Genomic DNA, 13,531 nt, shown 5'->3' with positions numbered 1-13,531 from the left:
ATGATTCCGGACAGCGAACAAGAACTTATAGCCCAATACTTAAAGAAGGTTTCAAAAATACCCCTCCTAAAGCCCGAGGAGGAAAAGGAGCTGGCAAGAAGGGCAAAGGAGGGAGACAAGGAGGCTTACAGAAAGCTAGTAGAATCAAACCTGCGTTTTGTTATAAGCATAGCAAAGCAGTATCTGGGTTATGGACTTCGTCTTTCAGAGTTGATAGCAGCGGGTAATTATGGGCTTATGGAAGCGGCAAAGAGGTTTGACCCCGACAAGGGTGTTAAGTTCATATCTTACGCAGTTTGGTGGATCAGGCAAGCTATAATGCAAGCCCTATCTCAACAGACTGGTGCGGTGCGCATACCTCTAAAACAGTCCCATCTGATCAATAAGATCAACAGTATATACAGCAAGCTATACAAGGAATACGAGAGGGAACCAACAGCGGAGGAGGTAGCAGAGGAATACACCAAGGAGATCTTGCAAAAGGAAATGGAAAGGGAACTGGGAAGGAGACCCACAGAGGAGGAAATCCAAAGGAGAATAGAAAAAGAGGGCTACAAGATTGATCCTGCGGAGGTGGAGAGGATTCTGCAAATATCCAAAATGCCCTTGTCCCTTGATGCACCCGTTGGAGAGGAGGAGGATACTTTCTTTGTGGATTTTCTCAGTAAGCATGGCACTGCCGATGTGGAAGAAAAGGTAATGAACGAAATTCTGAGCAAAGAAATAGAGGAAATGCTGGATAAACTGCCGGAAAAGGAAAGGCGAGTGATAGAGCTCAGGTTTGGATTGAGGGGAGAAGAGCCAAAAACATTGCGGGAGATAGGAGAGATATTAAACATTTCAAGGGAAAGGGTCAGGCAGTTGGAAACAAGGGCTCTAAGAAAACTAAGAAACATGGCAATAAAAAAACATCTAAAAGACTTTCTAAGCGGATGATCCCCTCTATCTTGCTTTTGGATAAGCCCAGGGGGCTTACCTCCTTTCAGTTGGTGGATACGGTTAAAAGGAAGTTTAAGCTGAACAAAGTAGGACATACTGGCACCTTAGACCCAATTGCCACGGGACTTTTAATCCTCTTACTTGAGGAGGCAACACGTTTTGCGGAGTTCTTTGTTAGACTTCCAAAAACTTACATCACAAAAATAGTTCTCGGTGCCATAACGGACACCTACGACGCGGAAGGAACCATCTTAGAAAGGAGGGATGTGAACGTATCCTGTGAGGATGTGGCAAAATTACTGCCCAATTTTACCGGCAGAATTCTCCAAAAGCCCCCACCCTACTCCGCAAAGAAAGTAGGGGGAGTTAGGGCTTACGAGTTGGCAAGAAAAGGTTTAGAAGTACCTCTAAAGCCCGTAGAGGTGGAGGTTTACAGTGCCAAGCTTTTGGAGTGCAACCTTCCACAGGTGGTCCTTGAATTTGAAGTTTCCGGAGGAACTTACATAAGAAGCTTGGCGCACGATATAGGTTTAGCCCTTAGATGCGGAGCCTATGTGTCGGAGCTAAGAAGAACAAAGATAGGAGACTTTAGCGTCAGTATGGCTCTCTCTTATGAGAGGCTAAACAGCCTTGAAGACCTCTGGGGCGTAATAATTCCCATATGGGAAGCTATGAGCTTTTTGCCGGCGGTCAGCTTGCGGACAAAAGAAGCCAGGCTTTTTAGAAACGGTGCAAAGATAAGGGCAGAGGCAAAGCACTATGGCTATGTTAGAGTCTTTTGGGATGAGGAGTTTCTTGGGGTAGGTCTATTGGAGGGCGGTTTTTTAAAGCCCTACAGGCTCATGCCTCTAAAGTAGTTTAAAAATCTCTCAAAAAGCGCCTTAACATCAAAACAGACTCTTTCTTGGCAAGTGTTTGGAAAACATGGGCTACATCTGAGGTTTAAGCTTATCTGAAAAACACTCTTTCCTATAGGTTTCCACACTACTGGGTCCGTAGGTCCATAGAAGATAAAAGTTGGCAAATCAAGGTAGGCAGAGAGGTGCGAAAGTCCGCTATCATTACCCACAAAAAACAGGGCAGACTTCAAAGCTTTGGCGATTTGCAAAGGTTGGTACATCTCCACAAAGTTCTTTACATGCGCCTTTAGCCACTGGTCTGCCTCTCCAACTAAGTACACACATTGGTAACCAAGCCCTGTGAGAAAGTTTTCAATCTCAAAAAACAACTCAATGGGTGGGTTTTTCTTTGGAGAACCGCTGGATGGATGCAAAACCACCTTTCCCCTAAAGGGTGAGTTTGGGTCTGCATCAAGGGGCAGTGTTTGGGAATAGTGAGAAGGAAGACCTAAGATTTTTAGATAGTATTCCAAAACCCACACCCTTTCATTTGGAAAGGGGTCTATTCCGTCAGTTCCGATTATTATCCTTTTGTCAAAGTCCTCCTTGGGCATTTCCGATAAAACTCTGTCTGCCCAACCCACCTCTTTGGCTATCTCAAAGTAATCGGTATTCCCTACTGTGGTTATGTGAAAGCCCTGCCCTTTGAAGATCTCTAAGATGGGGAAAGTGAGCAATGTATCTCCAAGCCCACCCCTTCTGTAGAGCAAAAGCTTCTTCAAACGTTTGTGTCTATTAGAAAAAGTGGCTGGTTGTATTCTACCGTCTCTCCGTTTTCTACAAGGATCTTTACCACCTTGCCCCTAACATCACTTTCTATCTCGTTCATCACCTTTAGGGCTTCTATTATGCACAGCACTTGACCGGGGGATACAATGTCGCCTACCTCCACGAAGGGAGGTGCTCCGGGAGAGGGTGCCCTGTAGAAGGTTCCCACCAGAGGGCTCCTAATCACGTGTAGCTTATTCTCTTCCAAATCTTCGGAGGGAGGAACCACCTCAATATGTTTTACCTCCCGTGGTGTTTCTACTTTGTGCACTAACTCCCTCTGATGGGTCTCTATCCTAAGCCTAAAATCTTGATGCTCTATCTCAAACAGTTTTATATCGCTGTTTTTTATAAGGTTTATAAGCTCCCTTATAAAATCTTTGTCCATCACTTGACCCTTTCTATGTAAGTGCCCGTCCTTGTATCCACCTTTATTATGTCCCCCTCTTCCACAAAGAATGGTACTTGCACCACCGCGCCGGTTTCCAACTTGGCGGGCTTAGAACCACCCGCAGCGGTATCTCCCTTAAAGGCGGGCTCCGTTTCCACCACCTTTAGTTCCACATGTCTTGGCAACTCTATACCTATGGGCTGACCCTTATATATAAACACTACAACCTCCATGCCCTCTTTCAGGAACTTTATTTCGTTTTCTATGTTCTTGGCGGGAACAGCAAGCATCTCGTAGGTGGTCTTGCTTACAAAGTAGTAATAATCACCGTCGTTGTATGAGTATTCCGCAAACACCTGCTCAAAGTCCGCCAGTTCTATGCTGTCGGAGGCCTTGTAGGTTATTTCAATCACATTGCCCGTGCTCATGTTCTTTGCCTTTACCCGCACAAAGGCTTGTCCTTTGCCCGGCTTCACGTGTTCATAGTCCAAAACTCTGTGGGGTTGTCCGTTATGCTCAATAAACATATCCCTCTGTATGCTGTTTATGTCTATCTTAACTCCCATGGCTTTATAATTTTACCACATGAGGAAGATAGAAATCACCGATGTATCCCTAAGAGATGGCATTCAGTCCCTCCTTGCCACAAGGGTAAGGACGGAGGATATGCTGGATATCGTTGAAATCCTTGATAAGTGCGGTTTTTACTCCTTAGAGGTTTGGGGTGGAGCCACCTTTGATGTGTGCTTGAGGTTTCTAAAGGAAGACCCTTGGGAAAGGCTCAGGAAGTTCAAAGAGAGGGCTAAAAACACTAAACTGGAAATGCTTTTGAGAGGTCAAAATTTGGTAGGCTACAGACACTATCCGGATGACGTGGTGGAAGCCTTTGTGAAAAAAGCTTACGACAATGGTATAGAAGTTTTTAGGATTTTTGATGCCCTTAACGATACCAGAAACCTAAGGAAGGCAATAGAAACTGCCAAGAAGGTGGGTGCCATTGTTAAGGGGGTTCTCTCTTATACCATAAGCCCTGTGCATACGGTGGAATACTATGTGGAGATAGCCCGGCAGTTGGTAGATATGGGCATAGACATAATATCCATAAAGGACCAGGCGGGGATTTTATCTCCAAAGGTCTCTTATGAACTTGTGAAAGCCCTGAAATCTGAATTTCCCAAATATCCGGTTCACCTTCATACCCAAACCAGTGCCAACTTGGCAGAGATGGCACAGCTGAAAGGCATAGAGGCTGGCGCAGACATGATAGACACTGCCTTTTACTCCCTCTCTTCCCAGACCTCCCACCCTGCGGGAGAGATCATGATATATGTGCTAAGGGAGTTTGGCTACCAAGTGGATGTGGATGAAAAGCTGTACCAAAAGGCTGGAGACCTATTTGTTCAAGTAAGGAAGAAATACAAAAAGTTTGATGTTTTGCCACCATACCCAGATGTGGGTGTTCTTTTGCATCAAATTCCGGGCGGTATGATCACCAATTTCATAAGCCAGCTTAGGGAACAGGGAATGGAAGAAAAACTCCCAGATGTTTTGGAGGAGGTGGTCCGGGTTCGGGAGGACCTTGGCTATCCACCTTTGGTAACGCCCACCAGCCAGATCGTGGGCTCTCAAGCCTTCCTGAATGTGCTCCATGGAGAAAGATACAAGGTTGTTACTAAGGAAGTCAAAGACTATGTGAAAGGTCTTTATGGCAGACCGCCCGCACCCATAAAGGAGGAGGTTCTAAGGAAGGTTTTGGGTGATGAGGAGCCTTTGTATCACATAAGACCCGCAGACCTTTTGGAGCCTGAGCTGGAAAGGATCAGAGAAGAAGCCATAAAGGCGGGAGCAAAGAGCGAAGAGGATGTGCTCTCTTATGCCCTCTTCCCATTGGTGGCAAAGGAGTTCTTTGAGTGGAGAGAAAAGGGAGAGCCTTACGTGCCCGAACTGGAGGAGAAGGAAGAAAAGAGGGAAAACATCCCGGTGGAGTTTGTAATCACCGTCCATGGAGAGCAGTACCATGTGCAGATAGCGGGAAGGGGTGAGCCCACCCAAGATGGAAGGACCTTCTTTATAAGGCTGGACGGCAGGTTAGAAGAGGTGCTACTTAAACCCGTCAGGGAGCTCAGCCCAACGGAGGTAGTTAGCGGAGACCTTTCAAGCCTTGGCACAGAGGTAAAACCCAAGAGGTCCAAGCCGGTAGCCTTGGGGGATGTGGCATCTCCCATATCGGGCAAAATAGTCAATATAAAGGTCAAGCCGGGGGATGAGGTGAAAGAGGGGGATGTGCTCTTTGTAGTTGAGGCTATGAAGATGGAGAACGAAGTGCATTCACCCATAAGTGGAGTTGTGGAGGAGGTTCTGGCACAGGTGGGCGAAACGGTCAATCCAGATGAGGTGGTTGTTAGGATCAAACCCAAAACATGAAGGTTTTCCTCTTGGAGGATGACACAGACCTTTTGGAGCTTTTAACCTACCATCTACAAAAGGAAGGCTTTGAGGTTGTTTCCTTTAGCAAGGGTGTTGAACTCTTGGAGAGGGTAAAGGAGGAAAGGCCAAACCTTTTTATATTGGATGTGATGGTACCCTCCTTGGATGGCTTTAAAGTGGCAAACATACTCAGGTCCTCTCCAGAAACTAAGGATGTTCCAATAATTTTTTTGACTGCCAAAACTGCGGAGGAGGACAAGCTAAAGGGTTTTGAGCTTGGGGCAGACGACTACATTACCAAACCCTTTTCCATAAAAGAGCTTTTGGCACGAATAAGGGCGGTTATGAGAAGGTACGGTGCCTTAAGGGAGGGTGGGATTGTAAGGCTTGGTAGTTTGACGGTGGATATGGAAAGGATGGAAGTAAGAAGGGGCAAAGAACCCATAAACCTAACAAAAACGGAGTTTGCCGTTTTGAAGACCCTTTTGGAAAACTATGGAAAGCCCGTAAGCAGGGAATATTTAGTGGAACATGTTCTAAAAAAGGAGGTCTATGATAGAACCATAGATGTTCATGTAAAAAACCTTAGGGAAAAGTTAGGAAAGGAGGGCGAGTGGATAAAGACTGTTAGGGGTGTGGGATATAAATTAGAAGAAGCATGAAATGGTTTATCCTTGCCTTCTTGAGTATATACCTCCTTATGAACCTCTATGTGTATCTTAGGTTAAGGCACAGGGCTATATTACCGGTCCTTGCTTTGGGCTTTTTCTCTCCCTTTTTGATGAGGTATGCGGACGCCAACTTCTCTCCTTCCCTTTCCTATATCATAGGTCTTGGCACCCTCCTCTACATGGGCTTTTTGCTATACTTGATTATATCTTTCCTCCTTTTGGACCTCTATTCTCTCTTTGTTAGGGCTATGCATTCCATCTTTGGGATAAACCCTCTACCAAGACCAAGCAAAAAGTTATCCATTGTCATAGCCCTTTCGCTTGCCCTTAGCCTGTCCGCTTACAGCTACTACGAAACCCTAAAGCCGGAGGTTTATCACTTTCATATAAAAACCGACAAGGTTTCACAGAGAATAAGGATCATGCATATCTCCGATGTCCATTTGGGACCTGTTATGGGGATGGACAAGATCAAACTTATAAAAGAGGTGTATGAAAAGTACAAGCCAGACCTTTTGGTATCTACGGGCGACTTGGTGGATGGAAACATGAAGAGAAAGGACGGACTGGCTCAAGCCCTAAGGGAAATGTCTCCGCCCTTGGGTAAGTTTGCGGTGCTTGGCAATCACGAGTACTATAGGGGTGTCCAGCAGGCTATAGAATTTACAGAGAGTGCAGGTTTTGTGCTACTCAGAGGTTCTTGGGTAGATTTGGGCTCCATTATTGTGGTAGGAGTGGATGACGACGACTGCCGGTTTTTTAATGCCTGCGTAGGACCTCTCAGCGAGTATGAGATCTTAAAAGACCTGCCAAAGGATAAGTTCATCCTTGTTTTAAAGCACAAGCCAAGGGTGGATAAAAGGGCGTTGGGACTCTTTGACCTTATGCTTGCGGGACACACCCACGGAGGGGTTTACTACCCTGTGGGAAAGTTTATCATTCCAAGACTATTTGATGCTAACGCAGGATGGGTAGAATTGGGAAAGGGAAGTGTCCTCTTTGTTAGCAAAGGTGTTGGCACAGGCGGTCCTCCCATGCGCTTTTTTGAACCACCAGATATGGCTATAATAGATATACAGTGAATAAGGTAGTCATAGTTGGAAGACCGAACGTAGGAAAATCCACCCTCTTTAACCGCCTGGTGGGAAAGAGGCTTAGCATAGTTCATGATATGCCCGGCATTACCCGGGACGCCTTGGAGGCAATCGTCCATTGGAAGGATAAAAGCTTTTGGGTGGTGGACACGGGAGGGCTTTTGGAGGACAAAGACTACATAGCCCAAGAGATCAGAAAAAGGGTTCAGGAGCTTCTAAACCAGGCGAGCGTGATCCTTTTTATGGTGGATGGAAAGGAAGGTATTACCCACGCGGACAGGGCAGTGGCGGAGCTCTTGTATCCATACAGGGAAAAGGTCTTCCTGGTGGTAAATAAGATGGATGTTAAAAAAGCAAAGGAGAACCTCTACGACTTTTACAGCTTGGGCTTTGAGAAGGTCTATCCTATATCCGCCCAGCATGGAAGAGGTGTGGGAGAACTGCTTGACGATGTGGTTAGTATGCTCCCGGAGGAGGAGGTTGCCCAAAGGGAAGGGCTGAGGCTTTCTTTTGTGGGCAGACCTAATGTGGGAAAGTCCTCTCTGGTGAATGCGGTGCTTGGTAGCGATAGAGTGATTGTCTCTCCAATACCGGGCACCACCCGGGATGCGGTGGAGGTCTATTTTGAATACAAAGGAAATCCACTGATCTTAGTGGATACTGCTGGCATAAGAAGACCGTCCAAGGTAGAGTACGGCGTTGAGTTCTTCTCGGTGGGAAGGTCCATAAAGGCTATAGAGATGTCCGATGTGGTTTGCTTGGTGGTAGACCTCTCGGAAGGTGTGGTTCATCAAGACCAAAGGATAGGAGGACTCATAGCAAGAAGATACAAAGGTTGTGTGATCGTAGGCAACAAGTTTGACCTGATAAACTCCACCGAAGAGGAAGTTAAAGAGTACTTGAGAAAAAGGCTAAGCTTTTTGGACTATGCACCCATTGTGCTGACCGTTGCCACAGAAGGTAAGGGAGTGAGAGAACTCTTAGACAACGTCCTATTGGTTTATCAAGATTACTGCAAACAGCACAAAACATCCTTTGTAAACCGATGCGTGGAGAAGGTTCTATCAGAAAAGGCACCGCCCGGCAGGATAAAAGTTTATTATGCATACCAAGAGAGCACAAAGCCACCTACTTTTGTGCTATACACCAACAACCCAGAAGAGTGGAAAAGCCACTACAAGAAGTTCTTTGAAAGAAGGTTGAGGGAATGCACTAACATAAAGCACGCACCCATTAGACTGATCCTGAGGTCTCGGGAAGAGTGATGAAAGTTTTCTTTGGTGGGAGCTTTGACCCGGTGCATCTGGGACACCTGCTCATAGCAAGGGACCTCTTGGAAGAGCTTAACATAGAAGAGCTTGTCTTTTTGCCCGCCTATCAATCACCGCTAAAGGAGCCTCACAGGGCAAGCCCGGAGGATAGGCTTGAGATGTTAAAGCTTGCAATTAAAGGGATGGAAAAATTTTCCATAAGCACACTGGAGTTAAACAGAAAGGGCGTATCCTACACGGTGGATACCGCCAGACAACTCTTCCAGGAGCTAAAAGAAAGACCCACCTTTTTGATAGGTGCAGACAGTGCCCTAACTTTGCATCTGTGGAAAGATCCCGACGAGCTGGTAAAGCTTGCCAAGTTCATAATAATAGACAGGGCTTCTAAGGGTAAGGAAGTGAAAACCTACTTCAAAGAGAGATTTCCACAGCTAAGGGAAGGTGAGGACTATCTCATTCTTAGCATAAGAAGGATTGATATATCCTCCACTGAGATAAGGCAGAGGATAAAAGAGGGAAAGAGCATAAGGTGGCTGGTGCCACAGGATGTGGAGGAGTATATTCTAAACAGGGAGCTTTATAGATGAGGGTGGGGTTCTACGGAGGAGTGGAAGGAGTAACGGGCAGTTGCTTTCTCTTAGAGGCAGATAACAAAAAGGTTTTGATTGATTGCGGGCTGTTTCAGGGTTTGGAAGAACACAAAAATTACGAACCCTTTCCCTTTAACCCGAGGGAAATTGACTATGTTGTGCTTACACACGCCCACATAGACCACTGCGGAAGAATACCCTTGCTCGTTAGGGAAGGTTTCAGAGGAAAAATTATCTCCACGGAAGCCACAAAGAGAATAGCCCTTTTGATGCTGTTGGATGCTGCAAAGGTGATGTATGAAAATTACAAGGTTCAGCTCAGAAAGCTACAACGTGTCGGCAAAGTTCCAAACCCTCCTCTCTACGAAGAGTACGATGTTTTAGAAGCTATTGAACTCTTCCGGATAACCCTACCTTACGACAAGGAGTTTAACATCACCAATAACCTGAAAATAACCCTCAAGGATGCAGGGCATATACTTGGTTCAGCTTTTGTGGAAGTAGAGGTATATGAGAACAAAAAGAGTAAAAGGCTTATCTTTTCTGGAGACCTTGGCAACAAAAACAAACCCATAGTTAGAGATCCTCAAAGACCATCAAAGGCGGACTATGTGTTTGTGGAAACCACCTACGGAGACAGAAACCACAAGAGCTTTGAAGAATCCAAAGAAGAGCTTTTGGATGCCATAAATTACGCCTTCAAGATGGGCGGTAACGTGATCATACCTTCTTATGCATTAGAAAGGGCTCAAGAGGTGCTATTCGTTCTGAGGGAATTTTATGAGATGGGAAAACTTCCCAAGTGTAAGATCTTTCTGGACAGCCCATTAGCCATAAGCTTAACCAACCTGTTTAAAAGCCATCCAGAGTTTTTTGATGAAGAGACCTACAGGATCTTTCTTGAGAGGGATCCGTTTAAACTTCCCAACCTCTACTACACAAGGGATGTGGAAGAGTCTAAAAGCATAAACTCTATAACCTCCGGTGCCATAATCATAGCGGGTTCTGGTATGCTGACCGGTGGAAGGATTCTATACCATCTTAAGTACAACCTTTGGCGACCTGAATGCGCTTTGGTTTTTGTGGGCTATCAACCCAAAGGCACCTTGGGAAGAAGGATCATAGAGGGGGAAAGCCCTGTCAGGATCTTCGGAGAAGAAATAGAGGTTAGGGCAAAGGTCTATACAATAAACGGCTTTTCCTCCCACACTGACCAAAAGGGACTGTTGGATTGGCTATCTTACACCCAAAATCCAAAGAAGGTCTTCCTGATCCACGGAGAAAGGGAAAAGATGACAATCTTTCAACAGAAGCTAAAAGAAAGCCTTGGCTTTGATGCGTACATACCCACATACGGGGAACTCTTGGAGCTTTAATATTTATCTCTATGGACTATACAGCACTTATAGATTACGGAATGGGAAATCTCAGAAGCGTAGAAAAGGCTCTGGAGTATGTGGGACTTAAAGTTATCAGAACATCAGATGCGGACGTGGTAAAAGGGGCAAGGGCGGTGGTATTGCCCGGTGTGGGTGCCTTCAGGGATGCAATGGAAAATTTGCACCGATTGAACCTCTACGGACCTATACTCTCCCACATAGAAAAGGGCAAACCCTTTTTGGGGATATGTCTTGGACTTCAGCTCCTTTTTGAAAGAAGCTTCGAGTTTGGAGAAGAAAAGGGTTTTGGTGTTTTGGAGGGAGAGGTAGTCTTGCTCCCACCGAAGGTAAAAATTCCACACATAGGTTGGAACCAACTGTGGAAGAAAAAGAACTCATCCCTGTTGGAGGGCATCAAAGATGGAGATTTTGTCTATTTTGTCCATTCCTACCGAGTGGTCCCAAAGAGGGCAGAGGTTATTCTGACCACCACCGACTACGGAGAGGAGTTTGTTTCTTCCGTAGAATATGAAAATATCTTTGCGGTGCAGTTTCACCCAGAAAAGAGCCAAAGGGTTGGGCTCAAGATCCTTCAAAATTGGGCTTTGGCAAAGGGGTTAATTTATAATTTCTGAGGAGGTGGTTGATAATGTCAAATAAGGCAATCTTTAACTTGCTTCTATTCTTGGTCCCTCTCTTTATCTTTTCATGCTCTACCACTGTGGCAGTGGGAGAAAGTCCAAGGTCAGAGGGCAGACCGCCCGGTTTGATAATAGCCTCTGATAAGGCCGTAGAAAACGGCAAAAAGCACCTTAGGAAAGGGAAATGCGATAAAGCTATACATGAGTTTAACAAAGCCCTGGCGAAAAATCCTAACAACTTTGAAGCCCTATACTGGTTGGGTGTGGCAGAGGGGATGTGCGGTTATTACTCCACAGCCTACGACAGGTTGATGTTGGCCCTAAGGTACTCTCCCAATAAGGGGTGGGAAGCAAGGGTAAATGCTACGATAGGGCTTGTATTGCTTCTGTCGGACAGGGACGAAGACGCCCAAATATACTTTGGTAGGGCAAGGATGATAGACCCAAGGAATGAGCTCGTGATCAGATACTACGAGTGGGAGCGGGAGATGAAAGGCAAAGGTAAAGGTAAAAAGGAAAAGTTCAGAAGGGAAGAGGGCTTTGAAGTGGTGTTAAGGTGGTTAGACTAAGCTTTCTGCATACTTTCTGCTAAGCTTAAACAGTTTGCTTGCCCTTTCTTTGTGCTTTTGCTTTTCTTCTTCCGACAGATTTGGGTCGTCAAGCATAAAGGACTCCACCTTTCCGCGCACATAAGCCCGGTAGCACTTAAAAAAGGGCAAAAACAGGTCAAACTCGGGGTCCTGACTCAGCCTTTTGTACTCCTCCTCATAAACTTTGGCTAAATCTTCCCTTCCGTTAAACTCCAACTCCATGGACAAAAAGCACATATCGTTTAGCACATCTCCGCACCTGAACCTTTCGTTAAACTCTATGCAGTCAAAGATGCAAATTCCCTCCTCCAAAAAGGCTACATGCTCCAGCCTTATGTCTCCATGTCCGTCCCTTATTCTTCCCTCCTTCATCCTCTTTTCAAAGAGAGGGGCGTACTTTTTGTAAAACTCTTCGGTGGCTGACTTTATAAAGTTATAATCCTGCTCCTCTATGGTTATTCCCACATACTTTTGGGTTTGCATGAAGTTTTCATCGGTGTTGAACTTCATAAGCTCAAGCCTTCCGAACTCATCCTTCCTTTCCGCCCTCTGGTGGAAGTCAAAGAGGTGCTTTGCCAACCTTCTGAGGTCTTCTTCTGTCAGTTTGTCCAAAAGATTTTTCATAAGCCTCTCCTCTGGAATCCTTCTCATCTTCACTGCATACTCTACCACTTCGCCCTCACCCTCCAAAAAGTACTCAGAGTTCACCTTGACCACCTCAAGAACGCCCACATAGACCCAAGGGCAGAGCCTCCTGTTGAGCTCCACTTCCCTAAGGCAATTCTCCCTTCTCTTTTCTAAGGTGGAATAGTCCAAAAAGCCAAAATTTACGGGCTTCTTTATCTTGTAGGCAAAGTCTTCTGTCAGTATTACCCAGCTGGCGTGGGTCTGCACCAACTCACCCTTCAACTTTTTAACAAGGGCATCTATCAGGTCTGTATTCACTGTGGGCACCTCCTACCAAGTCTTTTAAAGTTAGTTGGTGTCTTTTGAGGTAGTCCTCTATGCCTTCAAGGATTTTGAGGGGACTGAGTGGGTCAAAGAAGTTGGCGGTTCCCACCTGCACCGCAGACGCACCCGCCAGCATGTGCTGAAGGGCAGAATCCGTATCGTAGATGCCACCAACTCCTATGATGGGAACGGAAGTACCAAGGGCTTGATAGAGCTCCCAGACCATTCTAACCGCAATGGGCAGGATGGCTGGACCCGAGAGTCCACCCTTCACGGTGGATAGAACGGGGGTCCTTTTTTCCACATCTATTTTCATACCCAAAAGGGTATTTATGGCTACGAGCCCGTCCGCACCGTTATCCACGCAAACCTTGCCAAACAAAACCACATCTCCCGTGTTTGGAGACAGTTTAACAAGTACAGGCTTTTTTACCTTTCCCTTTATTTTACTTACCAACCTTCCCAAGACCTTTAGGTCATGCCCAAAGGCAAGCCCACCCTTTTTAACGTTGGGACAGGACACATTGAGCTCATAGGCTACTATTTTGTCCGCACTCTCCAAAGCCAAGCAAACCTCCAAGTATTCCTCCTCCGTCTCTCCAAAAACGTTGGCTATGAAGTGGGTGTCTATGTGCTCTATTTGGGGGTATATCTCCTTTAGAAAGGCTTCTACGCCCGGGTTTTGAAGTCCTATGGAGTTTAGCATACCGCAGGGAGTTTCTGCTATGCGTGGGGGTTCATTACCGATGCGTGGCTTTAGGGAAAGTCCCTTAGTTACCACCGCACCCAGCTTGGAGATGTCATAGAGCTTGAGGGCTTCCAACCCATAACCAAAGGTGCCCGACGCCACCCAAACGGGATTTTTAAAGGAAATACCAAAAAGGTTAACGCTCAGGTCCATTGGGCTTAAAATTATAATG

The 13,531-nt window shown here is 45.9% G+C and carries 15 protein-coding genes; 10 read left to right on the top strand and 5 right to left on the bottom strand.

The genetic code is table 11. The annotated features are described in order from the left end of the window. Together THERU_RS07750 and truB are read left to right on the top strand one after the other, a co-directional pair. Entirely contained in the window at window positions 1–936 is a 936-nt protein-coding gene (locus tag THERU_RS07750) for a sigma-70 family RNA polymerase sigma factor (protein WP_025306708.1), read from the top strand. Further along, entirely contained in the window at window positions 933–1,796 is an 864-nt protein-coding gene (gene truB / locus THERU_RS07745) for a tRNA pseudouridine(55) synthase TruB (RefSeq protein WP_025306707.1), read from the top strand. Before THERU_RS07750 ends, truB begins: the two co-directional genes overlap by 4 nt. Here truB and THERU_RS07740 read toward each other — a convergent pair. The 3 genes from THERU_RS07740 to efp are packed head-to-tail and all read right to left on the bottom strand — an operon-like array spanning window position 1,772 to window position 3,563. Beyond that, entirely contained in the window at window positions 1,772–2,560 is a 789-nt protein-coding gene (locus THERU_RS07740) for a glycosyltransferase family 9 protein (protein WP_025306706.1), read from the bottom strand. The two genes, truB and THERU_RS07740, sit on opposite strands and share 25 nt — an antisense overlap. Then, the gene (gene accB / locus THERU_RS07735) at window positions 2,557–2,994 is read right to left on the bottom strand and encodes an acetyl-CoA carboxylase biotin carboxyl carrier protein (RefSeq protein WP_025306705.1); all 438 of its coding nucleotides are present in this window, start codon (window positions 2,992–2,994) and stop codon (window positions 2,557–2,559) included. The genes THERU_RS07740 and accB overlap by 4 nt, the downstream gene beginning before the upstream one ends. Next, complete coding sequence (efp, locus tag THERU_RS07730; RefSeq protein ID WP_025306704.1) at window positions 2,994–3,563, bottom strand: elongation factor P; 570 nt, start codon at window positions 3,561–3,563, stop codon at window positions 2,994–2,996. The genes accB and efp overlap by 1 nt, the downstream gene beginning before the upstream one ends. 19 nt (window positions 3,564–3,582) lie before the next feature. Here efp and oadA point away from each other — a divergent pair, with 19 nt between their 5' ends. Genes oadA through THERU_RS07690 form a run of 8 tightly spaced genes read left to right on the top strand, consistent with a single transcriptional unit; the run spans window position 3,583 to window position 11,639 of the window. Next, window positions 3,583–5,421: a sodium-extruding oxaloacetate decarboxylase subunit alpha gene (gene oadA, locus THERU_RS07725; protein WP_025306703.1), complete on the top strand. Its 1,839-nt coding sequence runs from the start codon at window positions 3,583–3,585 to the stop codon at window positions 5,419–5,421. Continuing rightward, a complete protein-coding gene (locus tag THERU_RS07720) occupies window positions 5,418–6,086 on the top strand; it encodes a response regulator transcription factor (RefSeq protein ID WP_025306702.1) in 669 nt (222 codons plus the stop codon). Before oadA ends, THERU_RS07720 begins: the two co-directional genes overlap by 4 nt. Further along, window positions 6,083–7,177, top strand: coding sequence for a metallophosphoesterase (locus THERU_RS07715; RefSeq protein ID WP_025306701.1), 1,095 nt, complete (start codon window positions 6,083–6,085; stop codon window positions 7,175–7,177). The genes THERU_RS07720 and THERU_RS07715 overlap by 4 nt, the downstream gene beginning before the upstream one ends. Further along, on the top strand, window positions 7,174–8,454 hold the full coding sequence (der, locus tag THERU_RS07710; protein WP_025306700.1) for a ribosome biogenesis GTPase Der: 1,281 nt from the start codon (window positions 7,174–7,176) through the stop codon (window positions 8,452–8,454). The genes THERU_RS07715 and der overlap by 4 nt, the downstream gene beginning before the upstream one ends. After that, window positions 8,454–9,047: a nicotinate (nicotinamide) nucleotide adenylyltransferase gene (gene nadD, locus THERU_RS07705; RefSeq protein WP_025306699.1), complete on the top strand. Its 594-nt coding sequence runs from the start codon at window positions 8,454–8,456 to the stop codon at window positions 9,045–9,047. The genes der and nadD overlap by 1 nt, the downstream gene beginning before the upstream one ends. Continuing rightward, the gene (locus tag THERU_RS07700) at window positions 9,044–10,426 is read left to right on the top strand and encodes an MBL fold metallo-hydrolase RNA specificity domain-containing protein (RefSeq protein ID WP_025306698.1); all 1,383 of its coding nucleotides are present in this window, start codon (window positions 9,044–9,046) and stop codon (window positions 10,424–10,426) included. The genes nadD and THERU_RS07700 overlap by 4 nt, the downstream gene beginning before the upstream one ends. 11 nt (window positions 10,427–10,437) lie before the next feature. Further along, window positions 10,438–11,064: an imidazole glycerol phosphate synthase subunit HisH gene (hisH, locus tag THERU_RS07695; protein ID WP_025306697.1), complete on the top strand. Its 627-nt coding sequence runs from the start codon at window positions 10,438–10,440 to the stop codon at window positions 11,062–11,064. 14 nt (window positions 11,065–11,078) lie between these two features. Beyond that, window positions 11,079–11,639, top strand: coding sequence for a tetratricopeptide repeat protein (locus THERU_RS07690; protein WP_025306696.1), 561 nt, complete (start codon window positions 11,079–11,081; stop codon window positions 11,637–11,639). On the opposite strand, the gene THERU_RS07685 is transcribed toward THERU_RS07690, so the two are convergent. Together THERU_RS07685 and THERU_RS07680 are read right to left on the bottom strand one after the other, a co-directional pair. Then, window positions 11,631–12,605, bottom strand: coding sequence for a gluconokinase (locus THERU_RS07685; RefSeq protein WP_245565819.1), 975 nt, complete (start codon window positions 12,603–12,605; stop codon window positions 11,631–11,633). The genes THERU_RS07690 and THERU_RS07685 overlap by 9 nt on opposite strands. Continuing rightward, window positions 12,574–13,512, bottom strand: coding sequence for a dihydroorotate dehydrogenase (locus tag THERU_RS07680; protein ID WP_025306694.1), 939 nt, complete (start codon window positions 13,510–13,512; stop codon window positions 12,574–12,576). The genes THERU_RS07685 and THERU_RS07680 overlap by 32 nt, the downstream gene beginning before the upstream one ends. Window positions 13,513–13,531: the final 19 nt, after the last annotated feature.

The sequence above is a fragment of the Thermocrinis ruber genome (assembly GCF_000512735.1).
Classification (GTDB): Bacteria; Aquificota; Aquificia; order Aquificales; family Aquificaceae; genus Thermocrinis; species Thermocrinis ruber.
Note: the sequence above shows the minus strand (reverse complement) of the source record. Positions and strands in the feature narration are given on the sequence as shown.

What these genes read in the sequence shown, in the direction of transcription:
- THERU_RS07750 (WP_025306708.1), top strand. Translation starts at nt 1, where the DNA reads ATGATTCCGGACAGCGAACAAGAACTTATAGCCCAATACTTAAAGAAG.
- truB (WP_025306707.1), top strand. Translation starts at nt 933, where the DNA reads ATGATCCCCTCTATCTTGCTTTTGGATAAGCCCAGGGGGCTTACCTCC.
- accB (WP_025306705.1), bottom strand. Translation starts at nt 2,994, where the DNA reads ATGGACAAAGATTTTATAAGGGAGCTTATAAACCTTATAAAAAACAGC.
- efp (WP_025306704.1), bottom strand. Translation starts at nt 3,563, where the DNA reads ATGGGAGTTAAGATAGACATAAACAGCATACAGAGGGATATGTTTATT.
- oadA (WP_025306703.1), top strand. Translation starts at nt 3,583, where the DNA reads ATGAGGAAGATAGAAATCACCGATGTATCCCTAAGAGATGGCATTCAG.
- THERU_RS07720 (WP_025306702.1), top strand. Translation starts at nt 5,418, where the DNA reads ATGAAGGTTTTCCTCTTGGAGGATGACACAGACCTTTTGGAGCTTTTA.
- THERU_RS07715 (WP_025306701.1), top strand. Translation starts at nt 6,083, where the DNA reads ATGAAATGGTTTATCCTTGCCTTCTTGAGTATATACCTCCTTATGAAC.
- nadD (WP_025306699.1), top strand. Translation starts at nt 8,454, where the DNA reads ATGAAAGTTTTCTTTGGTGGGAGCTTTGACCCGGTGCATCTGGGACAC.
- THERU_RS07700 (WP_025306698.1), top strand. Translation starts at nt 9,044, where the DNA reads ATGAGGGTGGGGTTCTACGGAGGAGTGGAAGGAGTAACGGGCAGTTGC.
- hisH (WP_025306697.1), top strand. Translation starts at nt 10,438, where the DNA reads ATGGACTATACAGCACTTATAGATTACGGAATGGGAAATCTCAGAAGC.
- THERU_RS07690 (WP_025306696.1), top strand. Translation starts at nt 11,079, where the DNA reads ATGTCAAATAAGGCAATCTTTAACTTGCTTCTATTCTTGGTCCCTCTC.
- THERU_RS07680 (WP_025306694.1), bottom strand. Translation starts at nt 13,512, where the DNA reads ATGGACCTGAGCGTTAACCTTTTTGGTATTTCCTTTAAAAATCCCGTT.